General features: G+C 62.8%; 14 protein-coding genes. 9 read left to right on the top strand and 5 right to left on the bottom strand.

The window, feature by feature from the left end; all coding sequences use genetic code 11:
• Positions 1–15: 15 nt before the first annotated feature.
• Positions 16–873: a MurR/RpiR family transcriptional regulator gene (locus KUV72_RS04535; protein ID WP_206941251.1), complete on the bottom strand. Its 858-nt coding sequence runs from the start codon at positions 871–873 to the stop codon at positions 16–18.
• A 341-nt stretch (positions 874–1214) separates the two neighbouring features.
• Between KUV72_RS04535 and zwf the strand changes: the two genes are divergently transcribed.
• The 4 genes from zwf to KUV72_RS04515 all read left to right on the top strand — a co-directional run bounded on the left by zwf (position 1215) and on the right by KUV72_RS04515 (position 4906).
• The gene (gene zwf / locus KUV72_RS04530; RefSeq protein ID WP_206941249.1) at positions 1215–2714 is read left to right on the top strand and encodes a glucose-6-phosphate dehydrogenase; all 1500 of its coding nucleotides are present in this window, start codon (positions 1215–1217) and stop codon (positions 2712–2714) included.
• Between the two features lies 1 nt (position 2715).
• Positions 2716–3399: a 6-phosphogluconolactonase gene (gene pgl, locus KUV72_RS04525; RefSeq protein ID WP_206941247.1), complete on the top strand. Its 684-nt coding sequence runs from the start codon at positions 2716–2718 to the stop codon at positions 3397–3399.
• 15 nt (positions 3400–3414) lie between these two features.
• A complete protein-coding gene (locus KUV72_RS04520) occupies positions 3415–4077 on the top strand; it encodes a bifunctional 4-hydroxy-2-oxoglutarate aldolase/2-dehydro-3-deoxy-phosphogluconate aldolase (RefSeq protein ID WP_206941245.1) in 663 nt (220 codons plus the stop codon).
• A gap of 160 nt (positions 4078–4237) precedes the next feature.
• Complete coding sequence (locus KUV72_RS04515) at positions 4238–4906, top strand: hypothetical protein (protein ID WP_222237579.1); 669 nt, start codon at positions 4238–4240, stop codon at positions 4904–4906.
• Positions 4907–5015: 109 nt separating this feature from the next.
• On the opposite strand, the gene KUV72_RS04510 is transcribed toward KUV72_RS04515, so the two are convergent.
• Genes KUV72_RS04510 through edd form a run of 4 tightly spaced genes read right to left on the bottom strand, consistent with a single transcriptional unit; the run spans position 5016 to position 9898 of the window.
• Complete coding sequence (locus KUV72_RS04510) at positions 5016–5969, bottom strand: carbohydrate kinase family protein (RefSeq protein ID WP_222237578.1); 954 nt, start codon at positions 5967–5969, stop codon at positions 5016–5018.
• Between the two features lie 17 nt (positions 5970–5986).
• Positions 5987–7036, bottom strand: coding sequence for a D-hexose-6-phosphate mutarotase (locus KUV72_RS04505; RefSeq protein WP_222237577.1), 1050 nt, complete (start codon positions 7034–7036; stop codon positions 5987–5989).
• Complete coding sequence (gene glk / locus KUV72_RS04500) at positions 7033–8001, bottom strand: glucokinase (protein WP_222162771.1); 969 nt, start codon at positions 7999–8001, stop codon at positions 7033–7035. The genes KUV72_RS04505 and glk overlap by 4 nt, the downstream gene beginning before the upstream one ends.
• A gap of 7 nt (positions 8002–8008) precedes the next feature.
• Entirely contained in the window at positions 8009–9898 is a 1890-nt protein-coding gene (edd, locus tag KUV72_RS04495) for a phosphogluconate dehydratase (protein WP_206941235.1), read from the bottom strand.
• A gap of 213 nt (positions 9899–10111) precedes the next feature.
• On the opposite strand from edd, the gene KUV72_RS04490 reads away from it, so the two are divergent.
• The 5 genes from KUV72_RS04490 (at position 10112) to KUV72_RS04470 (ending at position 15467) form a co-directional block, all read left to right on the top strand.
• The gene (locus KUV72_RS04490; RefSeq protein WP_222237576.1) at positions 10112–11290 is read left to right on the top strand and encodes a GNAT family N-acetyltransferase; all 1179 of its coding nucleotides are present in this window, start codon (positions 10112–10114) and stop codon (positions 11288–11290) included.
• A 271-nt stretch (positions 11291–11561) separates the two neighbouring features.
• A complete protein-coding gene (locus tag KUV72_RS04485; RefSeq protein WP_224908422.1) occupies positions 11562–12935 on the top strand; it encodes a sigma-54 interaction domain-containing protein in 1374 nt (457 codons plus the stop codon).
• 923 nt (positions 12936–13858) lie between these two features.
• Positions 13859–14209, top strand: coding sequence for a hypothetical protein (locus KUV72_RS04480; RefSeq protein WP_206941231.1), 351 nt, complete (start codon positions 13859–13861; stop codon positions 14207–14209).
• Between the two features lie 5 nt (positions 14210–14214).
• Positions 14215–14784, top strand: a complete 570-nt coding sequence (locus KUV72_RS04475; RefSeq protein WP_222237575.1) for a hypothetical protein — start codon at positions 14215–14217, stop codon at positions 14782–14784.
• A gap of 2 nt (positions 14785–14786) precedes the next feature.
• Positions 14787–15467 (top strand): hypothetical protein, encoded by a 681-nt coding sequence (locus KUV72_RS04470; RefSeq protein WP_222162773.1) that lies wholly within the window; start codon positions 14787–14789, stop codon positions 15465–15467.
• Positions 15468–15514: the final 47 nt, after the last annotated feature.

Raw genomic sequence — 15514 nt, 5'->3', positions numbered from 1 at the left:
CGACAGCGGCTCGACTCAGTCGTCCACGCTGTAGCGAGTGCTGCGCAGACTGTCCTTGATCTTCTTGAGGTGGTGAAGGAAGTCCTCGCCGCGTCGCAGTGTGACCCCGGTGGCGAGGACGTCGATCAGGGCGAGCTGCACCATCCGCGACGTCATGGGCATGTAATGATCGGTGTCTTCCGGGGCGCTGACCGTCAGGGTTTCGGTGCACTGGCGAGCCAGGGGAGAGTCCGGGGCGGTGATGCCCAGCACCACGGCACCATGTTCCCGCGCGATGGCGGCGATATCGACCAGTTCTCGCGTTCGTCCCGTGTAGGACAGTACCACCACGACGTCCCCGGTGTGGCAGGCCGAGGCCACCATACGCTGCATCAGCACATCGACGTAGGCGCTGACCGGGAGGTTGAAGCGGAAGAACTTGTGCTGAGCATCCTGGGCGACGGCTCCGGAGGCGCCAAGGCCGAAGAAATGGATTTGCTTGGCCTGGATCAGATAGTCGACCATGCGGTCGATACGTTCGGGCGAGACCTCGCGGCTGGCGAGATCGAGTGCGGCGATGGTGGCACCGAAAATCTTGCCGGTGTAGGCCTCGGCGCTGTCATCGGGTTCCACTGCCTGGCTGACATAGGGGGTGCCCCCTGCCAGACTCTGGGCCAGCTGAATCTTGAAGTCCGGGTAGCCCTTGGCGTCGAAGTTGCGACAGAAGCGATTGACGGTAGGCTCGCTGACCGATGCGGCTTGAGCCAAACTGGCGATACTCATGCCGGTCGCGGCGGCAGGGTCGGCCAGAATGACATCGGCGACCTTGCGTTCGGAGCGATTCAGCTCGTCCAGGCGGGCGCGGATGCGTTCGATAAGATCGTGGCGAACCATGGTCGGCAGTGGCTCCGTAGCGGCGTGGGTGAATGGGACGGTGGGGTGAAGGGGTAGCCAGGGCGACTCCCTCAGGGGATGTGGTGATTTAACTACACAATGCCAGCTATCCTAGCTGTCTCGCCGACGACATCCAATCCACATTCGATGTCCCCGCAATGTACACCGAATGTATAAGCGCAGCGAGCTCAAATTTTGTGTAAGTTTACAAAATATTGTGTGTACTCGCCGCGGAATTTCGACTATTTTTTTGTAAACTTAGATATCCCTGCGGCGAGTCACTCAGCCATTAGATGCCTTGGCCCCGCCCGTCAGGAGTCTACCAGCACACGAGGACGGTTATGACACGACACTCCCGCTCCAGTGACGCCGAGCGCACCGACATTGATCTGGCGCTGTTTGGCGCCTTGGGCGACCTGTCTCGCCGCAAGCTGTTTCCCGCGCTCTACCAGCTCGATCGTGAAGGTCTGCTGCATCCGGATACCCGGCTGCTGGGACTGGCACGCCAGGATATCGATCTCGACGCCTTCCGGGAGCGCATTCATGCGTCGCTCAAGGAGTACGTCAAGGCCAGCGAGCTGGATGACAAGGTGGTGTCGCGCTTCCTGGACCGCCTGTCCTTCTTGACCGTCGACTTCACCACGGTGGAGGGCTACACGGCGATTGCCGACTGGCGCAAGCAGCAGGCCCAGCAGCGCCCGCTGGTGGTCTATCTTGCCGTGGGTGCCAGCCTGTACGGGGATATCTGTCGACATCTCGAGGCCAGTGGCAGCCTGGATGACGAGAGCCGCGTGGTGGTGGAAAAGCCCATCGGCTACGACCTGGAGTCCTCCTGTGAGGTCAATGATGCGGTGGGAGCGGTATTCCCGGAGTCGCGCATCTACCGAATCGATCACTACCTCGGCAAGGAGACCGTGCAGAACCTGATTGCACTGCGCTTTGCCAACCCGTTGTTCGGTACCCAGTGGAACCAGAACCATATTTCTCACGTCGAGATTACCGTGGCCGAGAAGGTCGGGATCGAAGGGCGCTGGGGCTATTTCGACCAGGCCGGACAGCTCCGCGACATGGTCCAGAACCACCTGCTGCAGCTGGTCTGCCTGATCGCCATGGACCCGCCAGCCAACCTGGACGCGGATGCCATTCGTGACGAGAAGGTCAAGGTACTCAAGGCATTGAAGCCGTTTACCGATGACATGATTGGTCGCGACGTGGTGCGGGGCCAGTACACGGCGGGCACCAGCAACGGCCAGGGTGTGCCGGGGTATCTCGAGGAAGAGGGCGCCAATACCCAAAGCTACACCGAGACCTTCGTGGCCATGAAGACCGAAGTGGCCAACTGGCGCTGGGCGGGCGTGCCCTTCTATCTGCGCACCGGGAAGCGCATGCCGGAGAAGCTGTCGCAGATCGTGATCCACTTCCGTCAGCAGCCGCACTACATCTTTGACCCGGATCAGCGCGCGATCGCCGCCAACAAGCTGATCATCCGGCTGCAGCCCGAGGAAGGCATTCGCCTGGAGGTGCTGACCAAGGACAGCGGCCTCGACAAGGGCATGCGCTTGCGCCGGGGGCCCCTGCATCTGGATTTCAACAGCGCCTTCCCCAAGGCCCGTATTCCGGATGCTTATGAGCGGCTGTTGCTCGAGGTGATGAAGGGGCAGCAGTACCTGTTCGTGCGGCGTGACGAAGTCGAGCATGCCTGGCGCTGGTGCGACGAGCTGATCGCCACCTGGGAAGACCGCAATGAACCGCCGCGTCGCTATCCTGCGGGCTCCTGGGGGCCGGTGGCCTCGATCGCCATGATCACCCAGGATGGTCGCAGCTGGTACGAGGACTACTGATATGAGTGCACAAGGTTCCGAGTTGTCGCCGCGCGAGCAACTGGCCCATCAGCTGGCCGAAAGTGTGGCGGCGGCGTTGCGTGAAGACCTGGCGGTGCAGCAGCGGGCTCTGCTGGTGGTCTCCGGGGGCTCGACTCCGGTGCCCTTCTTTCATGCGCTGTCGCGACAGTCGCTGGAGTGGCAACGAGTGGACGTGACGCTGGCTGATGAACGTTGGGTCGCGGCTGACGCAGATGACGCCAATGCCCGTCTGGTGCGTGAACATCTGCTGGTCAATCACGCTCAAAGCGCCAACTTCGTGCCGCTGACGACAGACCATGCCACCCCGGAGCAGGGCGCTGAAGAGGTGGCCGAGCGGCTGGCCGGTCTGTCCTGGCCGGCGTCGGTGGTCATCCTCGGCATGGGCGGTGATGGGCACACCGCATCGCTGTTTCCTGATAGCCGCGAGCTGGACCTGGCCCTGAGCACCGATGCGCTGACCGTGGCGGTGCGCACCCCCAGTCAGCCTCAGGCTCGCATCACCCTCAGTGCCGAGCGACTGCACCATGCACGTCGCCACGTGCTGCATCTTACCGGCGACGACAAGCGTTCGGTGCTGGCCTCCGCCATGGCCGGAGACGACGTGCGGGAACTGCCCATCCGCGCCTTCCTGAGCTGCCCGCTGGCCGTCTACTGGGCACCCTGAATTCTGGAGTCACTCATGACCATTGAAAAACAGCTTCCCTCCACTCGTACCACTGAACTGGACAGCATCTGCCTCAAGGCAGAGGTCATTCCCGTCATCGTCATCGACCGCATCGAGGATGCTGTGCCGATGGGGCGTGCGTTGGTGGAAGGTGGTCTCAGCGTGCTGGAAGTCACCCTGCGCACGGATTGCGCCATCGAGGCCATCGCGCGCCTCAAGAAGGCACTGCCGCAGGCCAGCATCGCCGCTGGAACGGTGTTGACCCCGGCCCAGTATCGTCAGGTCGAGCAGGCCGGTGCGGATTTTGTGGTCACCCCCGGCGCCACGGATGCACTGTATCGCTATGGCGTGGAAAGCCCGGTGCCCATGCTGCCCGGTGTCGCCACCATCTCCGAGCTGATGACCGGCTGGCAGTATGGCTACCGTCGTTTCAAGTTCTTTCCGGCGGAGGCCAGCGGAGGCGTCAAGGCGCTCAAGGCCTTCGGTGGCCCGATCGGCGAAGCGCGCTTCTGTCCTACCGGCGGCATCAATCTGGGCAATGCCTCCGAGTATCTGGCACTGCCGAATGTGATGTGCGTTGGCGGTTCCTGGCTGACGCCGAAGTCGCTGGTCGATGCCGGTGACTGGGATGCCATTCGCGCCCTGGCCAAGGAAGCCGCTGACCGCTTCCACCACTGAGCTCTCTGCACTGGATGATGATCCATGTGCTCTCTCTCGACAGCTGGTGCTGTCCTTGATCCGGCCTCTGGCCGGATTTTTTTTGCTTCGTTGTGAGCTCGTCCACACAATGTCGCTATAGCCACGGATAGGGCTTCGGATATCGTCCCGGCATGGCAAGATGCAGGGCATCAACAACCGCGTCGGAGGCGGCGACATGAAGGTGCTGTTACTGGGAGCGACGGGACTGGTGGGGCAGGAGGTGCTGAGCAGGCTGCTGGATCATCCGCAGGTCAGTGCCGTGGTGGCGCCGGTGCGCAGACCGCTGCAGCGCGAGCACTCCTGCCTGACGAGTCCTGTCGTGGACTTTGCCCAGCTCGAACAAGGCGGTGAACGGTGGCACGTCGACGCCGTCATCTGCGCCTTGGGTACCACCCTCAAGGCGGCAGGATCTCGCGACGCCTTTCGCTGGGTCGATCTGGAACTACCGCTGTGGTTCGCCCGCCAGGCGCGAGCAGGCGGGGCCCAGCGTTTCTCTCTGAATTCGGCGTTGGGCGCCAGCCCCCACTCACGCTTCTTCTATTCCCGGGTCAAGGGTGAGCTGGAAGACGCGCTAGGAGGACTCGACTTCAATAGCCTGACGATAGTGCGGCCTGGCTTGATCGATGGCCAGCGCCTCGAGGTACGTCGCGGCGAGCGCCTGGGCCTGGCCGCGTCGCGTCTGCTGCGGCCGCTGTTGCCCAGGCAGTGGCGCCCGAGCCCGGTATCAAGGATTGCCCAGGCGCTGGTCGACGGTGCCGTGCTGGCCCCGGCAGGGCGTCACCTTGTCGAGGCCAGGGATCTGGCCTGAGCAAGCACTGCATCTGCATCTGCATCCATGCGCTGACGTGACACTACGCTGCGCGCATGGAACGTCAGGCGACGGCCCCGGGGGCGGGCAGTCACCGTAGCGGATCGCTTCAGTCGATCACATCTTCTCGCCGGGGCAGCGCCGAGTACGCACCGGGACGCGTCACGGCATGGGCGCCGCAGCGACATGCCAGGGTCAGGGCGCGCTCAAGAAAGTCGCCGTCCTGGGCCCAGTCGGGCTGCTGCCAGTCGTGGTCGGCAAGGGCCGCCAGCAGGCCGCCGATAAAGGCATCGCCGCCAGCGGTGGTGTCAACCGCCGTCACCGCTGGCGGTGTCATGTGAGTCACGCCGCGAATCGTATGGGCTGCCACCGAGCCGGGGCCGTCAGTGATCACGATCAGGCGTGCTCCGGCCGCCAGTCGTTCGGCCAACCAGTCTTTCCGGGGGTGATCGCCACGCAGGGCTTCGAGTTCGTCGGTCGACAGCTTGATCAGGTCCGCCTGGTCCAGCAGGCGGGTGACCAGGCCGATGTCGATCTGATGATCTGGCCACAGATTATGGCGCAGGTTGGCGTCCACACTGACCAGGCAGCCTGCTCGCGCGGCCATCTCGGTAATGGCCAGCGAGGTCTCGGCGATGTCCTCATCCGTCAGGCTGTTGCTGCAGAGGTGCACGATGGCGGGCTCTGCAAAGACGCCCTGGGGCAGGTGTTCCGTGCGGTAGAGCAGGTCAGCGGCAGGCGGCCGATAGAAGTCGAAGGTGCGCTCACCCTGGTCATCCCGTGAGACGAAGGCCAGGGCGGTGCGGGCCTCTTTCGTGCGCGCTACGCCGCTGACATCGACACCGTGGTGCTGAAGCTCGGCAGCGATGAAGTCACCGAAGTGGTCGTCTCCCAGCATGCCCAGAAAACGACTGGTGAGACCCAGACGGGCGCAGGCCACCGAGACGTTGGCCGGTGCGCCACCGGCGTAGGGTGTGAAGGTCTCTGGACCTTGCCTGCTGCTGCCCAGCCGGCTGGACAGCATATCCACGAGCGCTTCTCCGAAGGCGATCACGGGGGTCATGGGAGGCTCCTCGGCGATCAGTCGTTGGCCAATGATAGGGTGGTGCCGAGCATGTGCTGGGCCCCAGGTACCAGCCACACCGGGTCAAGGCGGGTGTTGGCGGATTCCACACACAGGAAGCGACGTGCGGCGTCGAGGGGAGTGTCCGGGTTGGGGGACTCGCCCGGGTTCCATACCACGACCGAGTCGCTGTTCTGACGAGCGATGCGCAGGCGCCGGTGGCCGTCATCCAGCACCACCTCGGCGTTGGAGTGGTAGATCCGGTCAATGCCCTCGCGCACTCCTAGCTCGCCGATCTGCTCGCTCTCGGCAAAGCCCTTGAGCTTGTCCAGGTAGCGGGCGCCAGCCAGTCCTTCGACGCGGCAGGCAAAGACCTGGTCCACGGCCAGATAGCTATGCAGCGCGGCAGTCATCTTGACCGGGGTTTCCCCCAGGTGCTCGGTGATCAGCTCGACATGCAGGCGCTGGGCGTTGGCCTGGACCACGGCGCGGGGGTGAAGCTGGCTGTGCAGCCGCTGAGGCAGCGACAGATGCACCTCGACGCCGTCCTCGTGTTCATCCACCGCATCCAGTTGCCAGTCAGCCTTGCGTGCCGGACCGTGCATCGGCCCAGAACGATCGGCAGACTCGTCCGCCGTGTTCTCGTCGGCAAACCATGGCCAGCACAGCGGAATCCCGCCGCGGATGGCACCCGGCACCTGCTGGGGCGTCGGCGTTACCCACAGCCAACCCCCGGGCACCAGCGCGTCATCCGCACCGCTATCGACTTCGCCGCCTGCGGCTGACGCGGGGTCGGACGCGGAAGAAGAAGCGCCTGCGGCTCGCGCGGGGTCGGGCGCGGAAGAAGAAGCGCCTGCGGCTCGCGCGGGGTCGGACGCGGAAGAAGAAGCGCCTGCGGCTCGCGCGGGGTCGGGCGCGGGTAGATAGTGCAGTACCTGGGCCCCCTGGAGCGAGATCGCCAGCTGCCCCCAGGACTCGTTGGCCACCCAGACCTCACGACCGGCCCAGTGGATACGGCCCTGGCCTTGCACGTCATTGATCAAACTCTGCAGCGTTGCCGGAATCATTCGACCTCCTCGTTGTGGAGCGCCTCGGCGGCGCCCAGCAAGCCCGTCCAGGGGGCCTTGACCACCTGTATGGAGATGGCTTCGTTGTAGGGGCGCATACGGCCCTTGCTGCTGAAAGCGCTGAGAAAACCACTGTGGGGTAGCCAGTCCACCAGTCTCGGCACGATACCTCCGCACAGATAGACGCCCCCTCTGGCTCCCAGGGTCAGGGCGGCATCGCCTGACACATCACCGAGGATCTTGAGAAAGCGCAGGATGGTATCACGCCCCAGAGGGTCACCGCTGTTGGCCGCGCTGGTCACCTCCGCCGGAGATGACGCCAGTGCCGGCTGGCCGTCCATGTCGGCCAGCACGCGGTACAGGTCCAGCAGACCCTGGCCGCACAGGATGCGCTCCACGCTGACCCGCCCGTAGCGGCGGTGAAAGTGGCGATAGATGTCCAGCTCCAGCTCATCCGTGGGGGCAAAGCTTGCGTGTCCGCCCTCATTGGGCAAGGGCACCCAGGCACGCCGCGCCGGGAACACGCCGGCCATGCCAAGGCCAGTGCCCGGGCCGATCACCAGGCGCGCGGCATGCTCGACCTCGTCACCCGTCTGAATGCTGACCAGCTCATGGGCAGCGACATGGGGGACGCCCAGGGCCTGTGCCATGAAGTCGTTGATGACCTTGAAGTTATCGAGCCCCAGCTCGCGTCGAACATCACTCTTGAGAAAATCCCAGTGATTGTTCGACATGCTGACCCGTTCGGCGTGTACCGGACAGGCGAAGGCCAGACAGGCTTCCTTCGGCGCATCCTGGCCGCTGGCACCTGCCTGGCTCAGGTAGTCCTGAACGGCCTCGACCACTCCCGGATAGTCGGCGCAGGGAAGCGTCATGATGTGGTGGGGGGCAGGGTGGTCCGGCGACACCAGCGCAAAGCGCGCGTTGGTGCCGCCGATATCCCCGATCAGCGCTTGACGTGTCATGGCGTGGTCAGGCGTCCTCGTCGTGAATCTGTTGCTGCTGGCGTACCAGGTCGTCGGCCTCGAAGCCGCCGAATACGCCAGCACCTTCCTCTGCGCCCATGGCCAGATGACGGAAACCGCCGAACAGTTCACGTCCCAGGCCCACATGATAGTGGTCCAGTTCGGCCACGCGCTTCGGACGATCCTGCCACTCGGCATTATCGAGCTGCACAGACAGTTCGCCCTTGTCAGCGTCAAGGCGAACGATATCGCCATCGCGCAGTTTCGCCAGGGGGCCACCGTCCAGTGCTTCCGGTGTCATGTGAATCGCTGCCGGCACTTTACCTGACGCACCCGACATACGGCCATCGGTGACCAGTGCCACTTTGTAGCCGCGGTCCTGGAGCACGCCAAGGTAGGGGGTCAGCTTGTGCAGCTCGGGCATGCCGTTGGCCTTTGGCCCCTGGAAGCGCACCACCACGATCACGTCTCGGTCCAGCTCCCCCGCATCGAAGGCCGCCTTCAGGTCATTCTGCTCCTCGAAGACCTTGACCGGGGCTTCCACGATGCGGTGCTGGGGCTCCACTGCCGAGACCTTGATGACGCCGCGGCCCAGGTTGCCCTGCAGCACATTCAGACCTCCGGTGGGGGCAAAGGCATTGGCCACCGGACGCAGCACATCCGTGTCGAGGCTTTCCAATGGGCCTTCACGCCATACCAGCTTGCCGTCTTCCAGGAAGGGTTCCTGGGTGTAGGCGGTGAGGTCGTCGCCGAACACGGTGGGAATGTCGCCGTGGATCAGACCCGCGCCAAGCAGCTCGCGAATCAACAGACTCATGCCGCCTGCGGCCTGGAAGTGGTTGATGTCGGCCTGGCCGTTGGGGTAGACCCGCGTCAGGCTGGGTACCGCCGAGGACAGCTCCGAGAAGTCGTCCCAGGTGATCGTGATGCCAGCGGCAGCCGCCATGGCGACCAGGTGCATGGTGTGGTTGGTGGAGCCACCGGAAGCCAGGAGCCCGACCATCGCATTGACGATGGCGCGTTCATCGATCTGCCGATAGAAGGGGCGGTAGTTGCCGCCGGGCTCGGTGTTACGGATGGTCTGTTCGGTGGCAAACCGCGTCAGCGCCTCGCGCATCTGGGTGCCGGGGTTGACGAAGGAAGCCCCGGGCAGGTGCAGCCCCATGAATTCCATCATCAGCTGGTTGGAGTTGGCGGTGCCATAGAACGTGCAGGTGCCCGGACTGTGATAGCTCTCGGACTCGGCCTCCAGCAGTTCGTCGCGACCCACCTTGCCCTCGGCGTACAGCTGGCGGACCCGCGCCTTTTCCTTGTTGGGCAGGCCACTTGGCATGGGGCCAGCGGGAACGAAGGTGGTGGGCAGATGGCCGAAGCGCGCAGCGCCGATAAACAGGCCCGGCACGATCTTGTCGCACACCCCGAGGTAGAGTGCGGCATCGAACATGTTGTGGGACAGGCCTACGGCGGCCGCCATGGCAATCACGTCACGGGAGAACAGTGATAGCTCCATGCCTGGCTGGCCTTGCGTGACCCCGTCGCACATGGCGGGCACGCCGCCGGCGAATTGTGCGGTGGACCCCATCTGGCGAGCGCTCTCCCGAATGGTCTCGGGAAAGGTTTCGAACGGCTGGTGGGCGGACAGCATGTCGTTGTAGGACGAAATGATTCCCAGGTTGGCGCTGTTCATCAGTTTCAGCTGATTCTTGTCCTCGCTACCGCAGGCCGCGAAGCCATGAGCAAGGTTGCCGCAGGACAGTTCCGCACGATGAACTCCGCGACGATGCTGGGCCTCCATGCGCTCCACGTAGAGCGCACGTCTCTCACGAGAGCGTTCGCGGATGCGTTCGGTAACGCGGGCAACAGTGGGATCGAGCGAAGAAGCTTGCTGGCTAGCCATGGTCAACCTCAGACGTGTTGATGCGGGTCAGGTATGTAACTTTACCAAACATTTGACCGCATTCCTCCCTTTTAACCGAATGCTTTGGTCGAATATGTAGTTATTTTACGGGAGTGAGGGGTGGGTTTCTCACCTTTACCGGTGAGCAGCGGCGTCCTGCCGTAAAGTCTGGCACTCTGTGGCGCAATCGCAAAGCGCTAGGAGGCAGTTGTGATGCCAATACCCCCTCTGGCCAACAGCAACGATCAGGAACTGGCGCTGGAGCTGCGCCGACTGACGGCCATGGCGGAGATACCGGCCCACCGCTGGAACGCCGTCGTCGGGCCGGACTATCCCTTTGCGCGCCATGAGTTTCTGCATGCGCTGGAGGCGACTGCGGCGGTGGGAGAGGGAACGGGGTGGCTGCCCGCGCACCTGACCCTGTGGCGAGGAGATCGTCTCGTCGGGGCGTTGCCCTGGTATTACAAGGAGCATTCCTGGGGCGAGTATGTGTTCGACTGGGCCTGGGCAGATGCCTGGGAGCGAGCAGGAGGTCGCTACTATCCGAAAGCGATCAGCGCCATACCTTTCACCCCAGCTCCTGGGCCGAGGCTAGCCCTGGCCGAAGGCGAAGACCCTGGTGCCGCCATAAGGCTGTTGGCCAGCCAGTGGGAGGCCGACGATAGCCTATCAAGCTGGCATCTGCTGTTCGCCGAAGACGATGAAATCGCTCATTGGCAACAGGCCTGCCCTGGGCTCATCCCGAGGAAGGGACAGCAGTTTCAATGGCGCGACCGGGGATTTGGCGACTTCGATGGCTATCTTGCTGCCATGACCTCAAGGCGCCGCAAGGAAGTGCGGCGAGAACGGCGTCGGGTCGCCGAACAGGGCATACGCATGCGCCGGCTTCAGGGTCGCGACATCGATGAGGCCGCGATGCACCATTTCTATCGCTGCTACCGCATCACCTATCTGGAGCGAGGCAGCGCCGGTTATCTCAGTGAATCCTTCTTCCAGCAGCTACGGCGCACTATGCCGGACAGCTTGGTGTTGATTCAGGCGCTGGTTGACGAACGCCCGGTCGCGACAGCGCTGTGCCTGCAAGGTGGCAACACCTTGTATGGCCGCTACTGGGGCAGTGAGGTCATGGCAGACTGCCTGCACTTTGAGACCTGCTACTACCAGGGGATCGAACATTGCCTGGAGCAAGGTCTGACGTGCTTCGATCCCGGTACCCAGGGCGAGCACAAGGTGGCTCGCGGCTTCGCCCCCAGGCGTTTGACCTCCCTGCATCACATCGCCGACCCGCGCCTTGCTGACGCGGTGCAGCGCTTTTGTCGAGAAGAGGCCCTGCATGTGGACGGCTACGTCAAGGCTGCCGAGCGTGGATTACCGTTTCGAGGCAGCGAGTGATACGGTGCTATGATTCAACCGATAAGAATGTAAGACAACGACGACATACCGACGAAGCGTATCCAGGCAACCCAGTGGCCATCTTGGCCGTCACTTACCGGACGGCAGTACCGACCCGGCGTGATGTCGCAAGGTAACGAGCGTGATGTCCATGGGGCTGGTGCCGGCGCAGCGTGTCAAGGTTGTGCCGATTGGGCCATGGATCGCGCGATTGCCGTGATCATGGCCTGCTGGGCGAGGCGTCGGGTTCAGGGGACACACGATGGATGTGATGCCGCGGTGCAGTTGGTGGATCGGCAATCCAGAGGGGGACGCCGGTCATCTGCTGAAAGGCTTGCAGAGCAGTGGATGGCAGATGCATCCCCTGATCACCCCCTTGTCCGATTGCCGGTTACAGGTAGATGATCCTTGCCAGGTAGGAGTGATGGTGCTGGGGGATCTGTCCAGCCATGATCTCAGGCACCTGGAGCCGCTGATTCTCAAGAGCGAAAGGCCCTGGATTGCGGTGGGCTCGGAAGAACAGATAGGCGATGCCGACAAGCGCCGTATCATGGCCCATCTTAGCCATTCGCTGGTGTCACCCCAGGTCGATATCTTGCGTCTGTCGATTCTTCTGGAGCATGCGTCCGAGTTGGCGCGCCTGCAGCAGCGCGATCGAGAAGAGCAGAGCATGTCGACCAGCGCAGAAGATTCCGAATACGAGTTTGTCGGCACGACCCCGGTCATGTGGAACCTGTTCAAGACCATCCGCAAGGTCGCGGTGGTCGATGCGCCTGTTTTTATCAGCGGGGAATCCGGCACCGGCAAGGAGCTGACCGCCCAGGCCATCCACGAGCGCTCGGCCAGGTCGCGAGAAGCGTTCCATGCGATCAACTGTGGAGCCCTGCCCGAGCATTTGATTCAGTCTGAGCTGTTCGGTCACGAAAAGGGCGCCTTCACGGGGGCCACCCAGCGCAAGATTGGACGCATCGAGGCCGCCGACGGGGGCACCCTGTTTCTCGATGAGATTGGCGACTTGCCCTTGGAGCTGCAGGTCAACTTGTTGAGATTTCTGGAGATGCGTTGCATCCAGCGTGTCGGGGGACTCGACGATATCCCCGTGGATGTGCGCATCGTGGCGGCGACCCATGTCAATCTGGACCTGGCGGTCAAGGAGGGGCGCTTTCGCGAGGACCTCTACCACCGTCTTAACGTGCTCCAGGTCAAGGTGCCTGCGCTGCGGGAGCACTCCGAAGATATCGAGATCCTGGCGCGGTTCTTCTTCGAACGCTTTTCCAGCGAAAAGGCCTCCTGTCTGAAAGGCTTTTCCCGCGAGGCGCTGTCGGTGATGCAGCGCTACCACTGGCCGGGCAATGTGCGTGAGCTGATCAACCGGGTGCGTCGGGCCATGGTGATGTGTGAAAACCGGCTGATTCAGCCAGAAGACCTCGGGATCGAGCGTCGCGGCCTGAACAGGCACCAGATGACCCTGGAAGAGGTGCGTGAAGAAGCCGAGCGGGATGCCCTGCTCTCGGCGCTGGGGCGCAACAAGTACCGGGTCAATGCCGCGGCCAAGGAGCTGGGAGTCTCCCGAGTGACGATCTATCGCCTGCTCGACAAGCACGGTATTTCCCGAACCCCGCCCCAGGAGGCCGCCTTCTCTTAGGGAGGCGGTGCCCCTTTTCTCGCCTGAAGCTGTCGATTCCTTGAGGCCTGCTCAACCCCATGTCGGTGGACAGTGAGGCCAAACAAGCGCTCTCTAGCCTTTTTCCCATGCCCCGCGCCGACATGACTGTCTCGGCGTTCAAGGGTGGCACTGGCTCAGGGCCGATACCCTGCAAGGCCCCGCGATGGCGGGGCCTTTGCGTGTCTGGCAAGCCACTTTCTCCCGAGGTTGACCTGCTGATACCGCCCCCCAGGTGGAGGTCGCGAAGTGAAGGCCGTCCAATGGCGGCCATGTCGTGAAAGCCTGGTAGTGAAAACCAGGTAGTGAAAGCCATGCAGTGAGCTGAAGTGAGCCTGAAGGGGCTCGAAACAGAAACTGTATCGTGAGTGAAACAGCATAATTGCATCCCGCCTCATGTCCTTCGATTCTTTTTTCATCCAATAAAAACAGTTGCTTGCCGATGGCTTTTGGTTCTCGGAAGGCATTGGTCAGCATATCGGCTGCCCATGGGTACGTCCTTGCTGACTCGGGGGCGACGTTGGCGTAACGCATGCCAACAGCCTGTTCACCGGTGTGTCGATTTTTTTCCTGTGCGCTGAAACCTACGATTTGTGCGGGTTCGTGTGCACTCCCTTCCTTTTCAGCTCCTGGCGTTTGGCCTCGGCGAGCTCGGTCGCGCCCAAGGCTGTACCAGTCCTGTTACTTATCCTTTAAATCCATTTAAAAACAATGGATTAAATCTCATTTTGTGCAGGTCCTTCAGGTGGTGTCTCGGCTCGTTGTATCAGCCAGTTAACAGTTTCCGACAGCGTGGAAAATAAAAGTTATTAAATATCAATGGTTTAAAAGTTGGCACGCCGTTTGCTCTGTACTTGGCGAGGAGCAAAGGGGCGCAGGGATCAACATCCGCAGGAGATGCCGACATGAACCAGATGATCGCGAAAGGCCGAATTCAGTTTCGCTGCGTAGCCAGCGCGATCATTGCGACCGCTGCGCTAGCCGCGGCAGGTCAGGCCCAGTCCGACAACTCGCTGACGGATGCGACCCAGGTATTCGCCACTCCGATAGAACAGCACATCGTCAATGACGGAGCGCTGGACCAGATTCGCGGACGCTTTGTTCCCGACACAGCAATAGACGCTGACGGCGTCATTCTTTGGGACGAGCGTCCAGGGCGCGGCGCAGGGGGCGGTGGCGGCGATAGCAGCCATCGTGTCGCCAACGGCCTGAACAACCGGCAGAGCGCCACCGTCACTACGCAACGGGACTGGTGATCACCATGGGACACCTGAAAGTCAACGAAGGGCAGGGGATGGAAGCAGGGCAAGGGGGCGGCGTGGCCGTGGCCTGCCAGTGGCGTCTGATGCTGGCAGCTGCAGCAGTGGCGGCTCTGACCGGTGTGGGGACCGGTCAGAGTCAGGCTGCCGAGCTACGCCCTGGGGTCCAGCCGGGTGAAATCATCGTGCTGCGAGAAGTCGAGACAGCACCCTTCGGATACGTCAATCGCGAGAGCGGCCCTATCCGAGCGCGGGCTGACCTGATGCGCAGCAGCAATATGGCGCGCAGCGCGACCGGTAGCGTCCACAGCCGTATGGGAGGCGTCACCGCCATCGTTCTCGACGATACCCGGGCCGCGAGCATCAGTGCCGGCGTCGGGCAAGGCATGAACCAGATGCACCGCGCCCTAGGCACCGGCACCCATCTTGGCAGTGGTGGCGTCGGCTCGAGCAATCGAGTGGCGACATCCGTAGGCGGCGGATCCACCGGTGGCAGCGTGATCGGAGCCACCTCAGGTATCGCCAACACCGTCACCGGGGCGCTGGCGCCCCTGACCGGCGGGAGGCGCTGAGCATGCTGACTCAACAACTAAAGCCTGCGATGGACGCCTCAGCCGAGATGTCAGAGTTGTCCTCCATACCGCTGCGGCTGACACGGGTGGTGATGTTCGCCACGGCCCTGGGCCTGGTGATGGTCAGCCCGGATTCGGCCAGGGGGCAAGACCTGGGGGTGCTGAGAAACAGCAGCGTCATCAGTGGACAGGCGCTCAGCGGTGTCAGCGGTGTGACGTCGGCCAATCTGGCCGCCGGTAGTCAGAATCTTCAATCCAGCAGCGGCTCACTGGCAACCGGTGACGCTGCCACGATCAACAATCGTCTGGTGCAGCAGGTGCGCATCGACGAGCGACTCGCCGACATGGAGGTAGGGACGGCCATCAGAGAAGGGGCCTTTGGGCAATCTTCCGGATGGATGTCCGTCAACCAGACGGCGGGAGTAGGCAACCTTCAGAGCAACAGCTTCGGCATGGCTCTGGGGAGCACGGTCAGCGGCCTGAGCGACGATAGTCTGCAACAGGTGCTGGCTCCAAGGCAGGGGCTGAACGGGGGGGACGGCAGTGACTCCAACGGCGTGACCCGCAATCTCGACATTGACGAGAGCAGTTTTGCGGGGGCCAGAGGAGTGATTCAAGTCAACCAGTCAGCCGGCACGGGGAACGCCACTCGCAATAGCTTCAGCTTTCGCTTCAACCAATAGCGTCAAGATACGAAGCAAAGGGTGACGTCAATAACAGCAGTGAATAG

It is taken from the genome of Halomonas sp. DP4Y7-1 (assembly GCF_019800705.1).
GTDB lineage: Bacteria > Pseudomonadota > Gammaproteobacteria > Pseudomonadales > Halomonadaceae > Halomonas > Halomonas litopenaei_A.
Note: the sequence above shows the minus strand (reverse complement) of the source record. Positions and strands in the feature narration are given on the sequence as shown.

Coding starts and splice junctions, on each gene's coding strand:
- KUV72_RS04535 (WP_206941251.1), bottom strand. CDS start 873: ATGGTTCGCCACGATCTTATCGAACGCATCCGCGCCCGCCTGGACGAG.
- zwf (WP_206941249.1), top strand. CDS start 1,215: ATGACACGACACTCCCGCTCCAGTGACGCCGAGCGCACCGACATTGAT.
- pgl (WP_206941247.1), top strand. CDS start 2,716: ATGAGTGCACAAGGTTCCGAGTTGTCGCCGCGCGAGCAACTGGCCCAT.
- KUV72_RS04520 (WP_206941245.1), top strand. CDS start 3,415: ATGACCATTGAAAAACAGCTTCCCTCCACTCGTACCACTGAACTGGAC.
- KUV72_RS04515 (WP_222237579.1), top strand. CDS start 4,238: ATGCAGGGCATCAACAACCGCGTCGGAGGCGGCGACATGAAGGTGCTG.
- KUV72_RS04510 (WP_222237578.1), bottom strand. CDS start 5,969: ATGACCCCCGTGATCGCCTTCGGAGAAGCGCTCGTGGATATGCTGTCC.
- KUV72_RS04505 (WP_222237577.1), bottom strand. CDS start 7,036: ATGATTCCGGCAACGCTGCAGAGTTTGATCAATGACGTGCAAGGCCAG.
- glk (WP_222162771.1), bottom strand. CDS start 8,001: ATGACACGTCAAGCGCTGATCGGGGATATCGGCGGCACCAACGCGCGC.
- edd (WP_206941235.1), bottom strand. CDS start 9,898: ATGGCTAGCCAGCAAGCTTCTTCGCTCGATCCCACTGTTGCCCGCGTT.
- KUV72_RS04490 (WP_222237576.1), top strand. CDS start 10,112: ATGCCAATACCCCCTCTGGCCAACAGCAACGATCAGGAACTGGCGCTG.
- KUV72_RS04485 (WP_224908422.1), top strand. CDS start 11,562: ATGCCGCGGTGCAGTTGGTGGATCGGCAATCCAGAGGGGGACGCCGGT.
- KUV72_RS04480 (WP_206941231.1), top strand. CDS start 13,859: ATGAACCAGATGATCGCGAAAGGCCGAATTCAGTTTCGCTGCGTAGCC.
- KUV72_RS04475 (WP_222237575.1), top strand. CDS start 14,215: ATGGGACACCTGAAAGTCAACGAAGGGCAGGGGATGGAAGCAGGGCAA.
- KUV72_RS04470 (WP_222162773.1), top strand. CDS start 14,787: ATGCTGACTCAACAACTAAAGCCTGCGATGGACGCCTCAGCCGAGATG.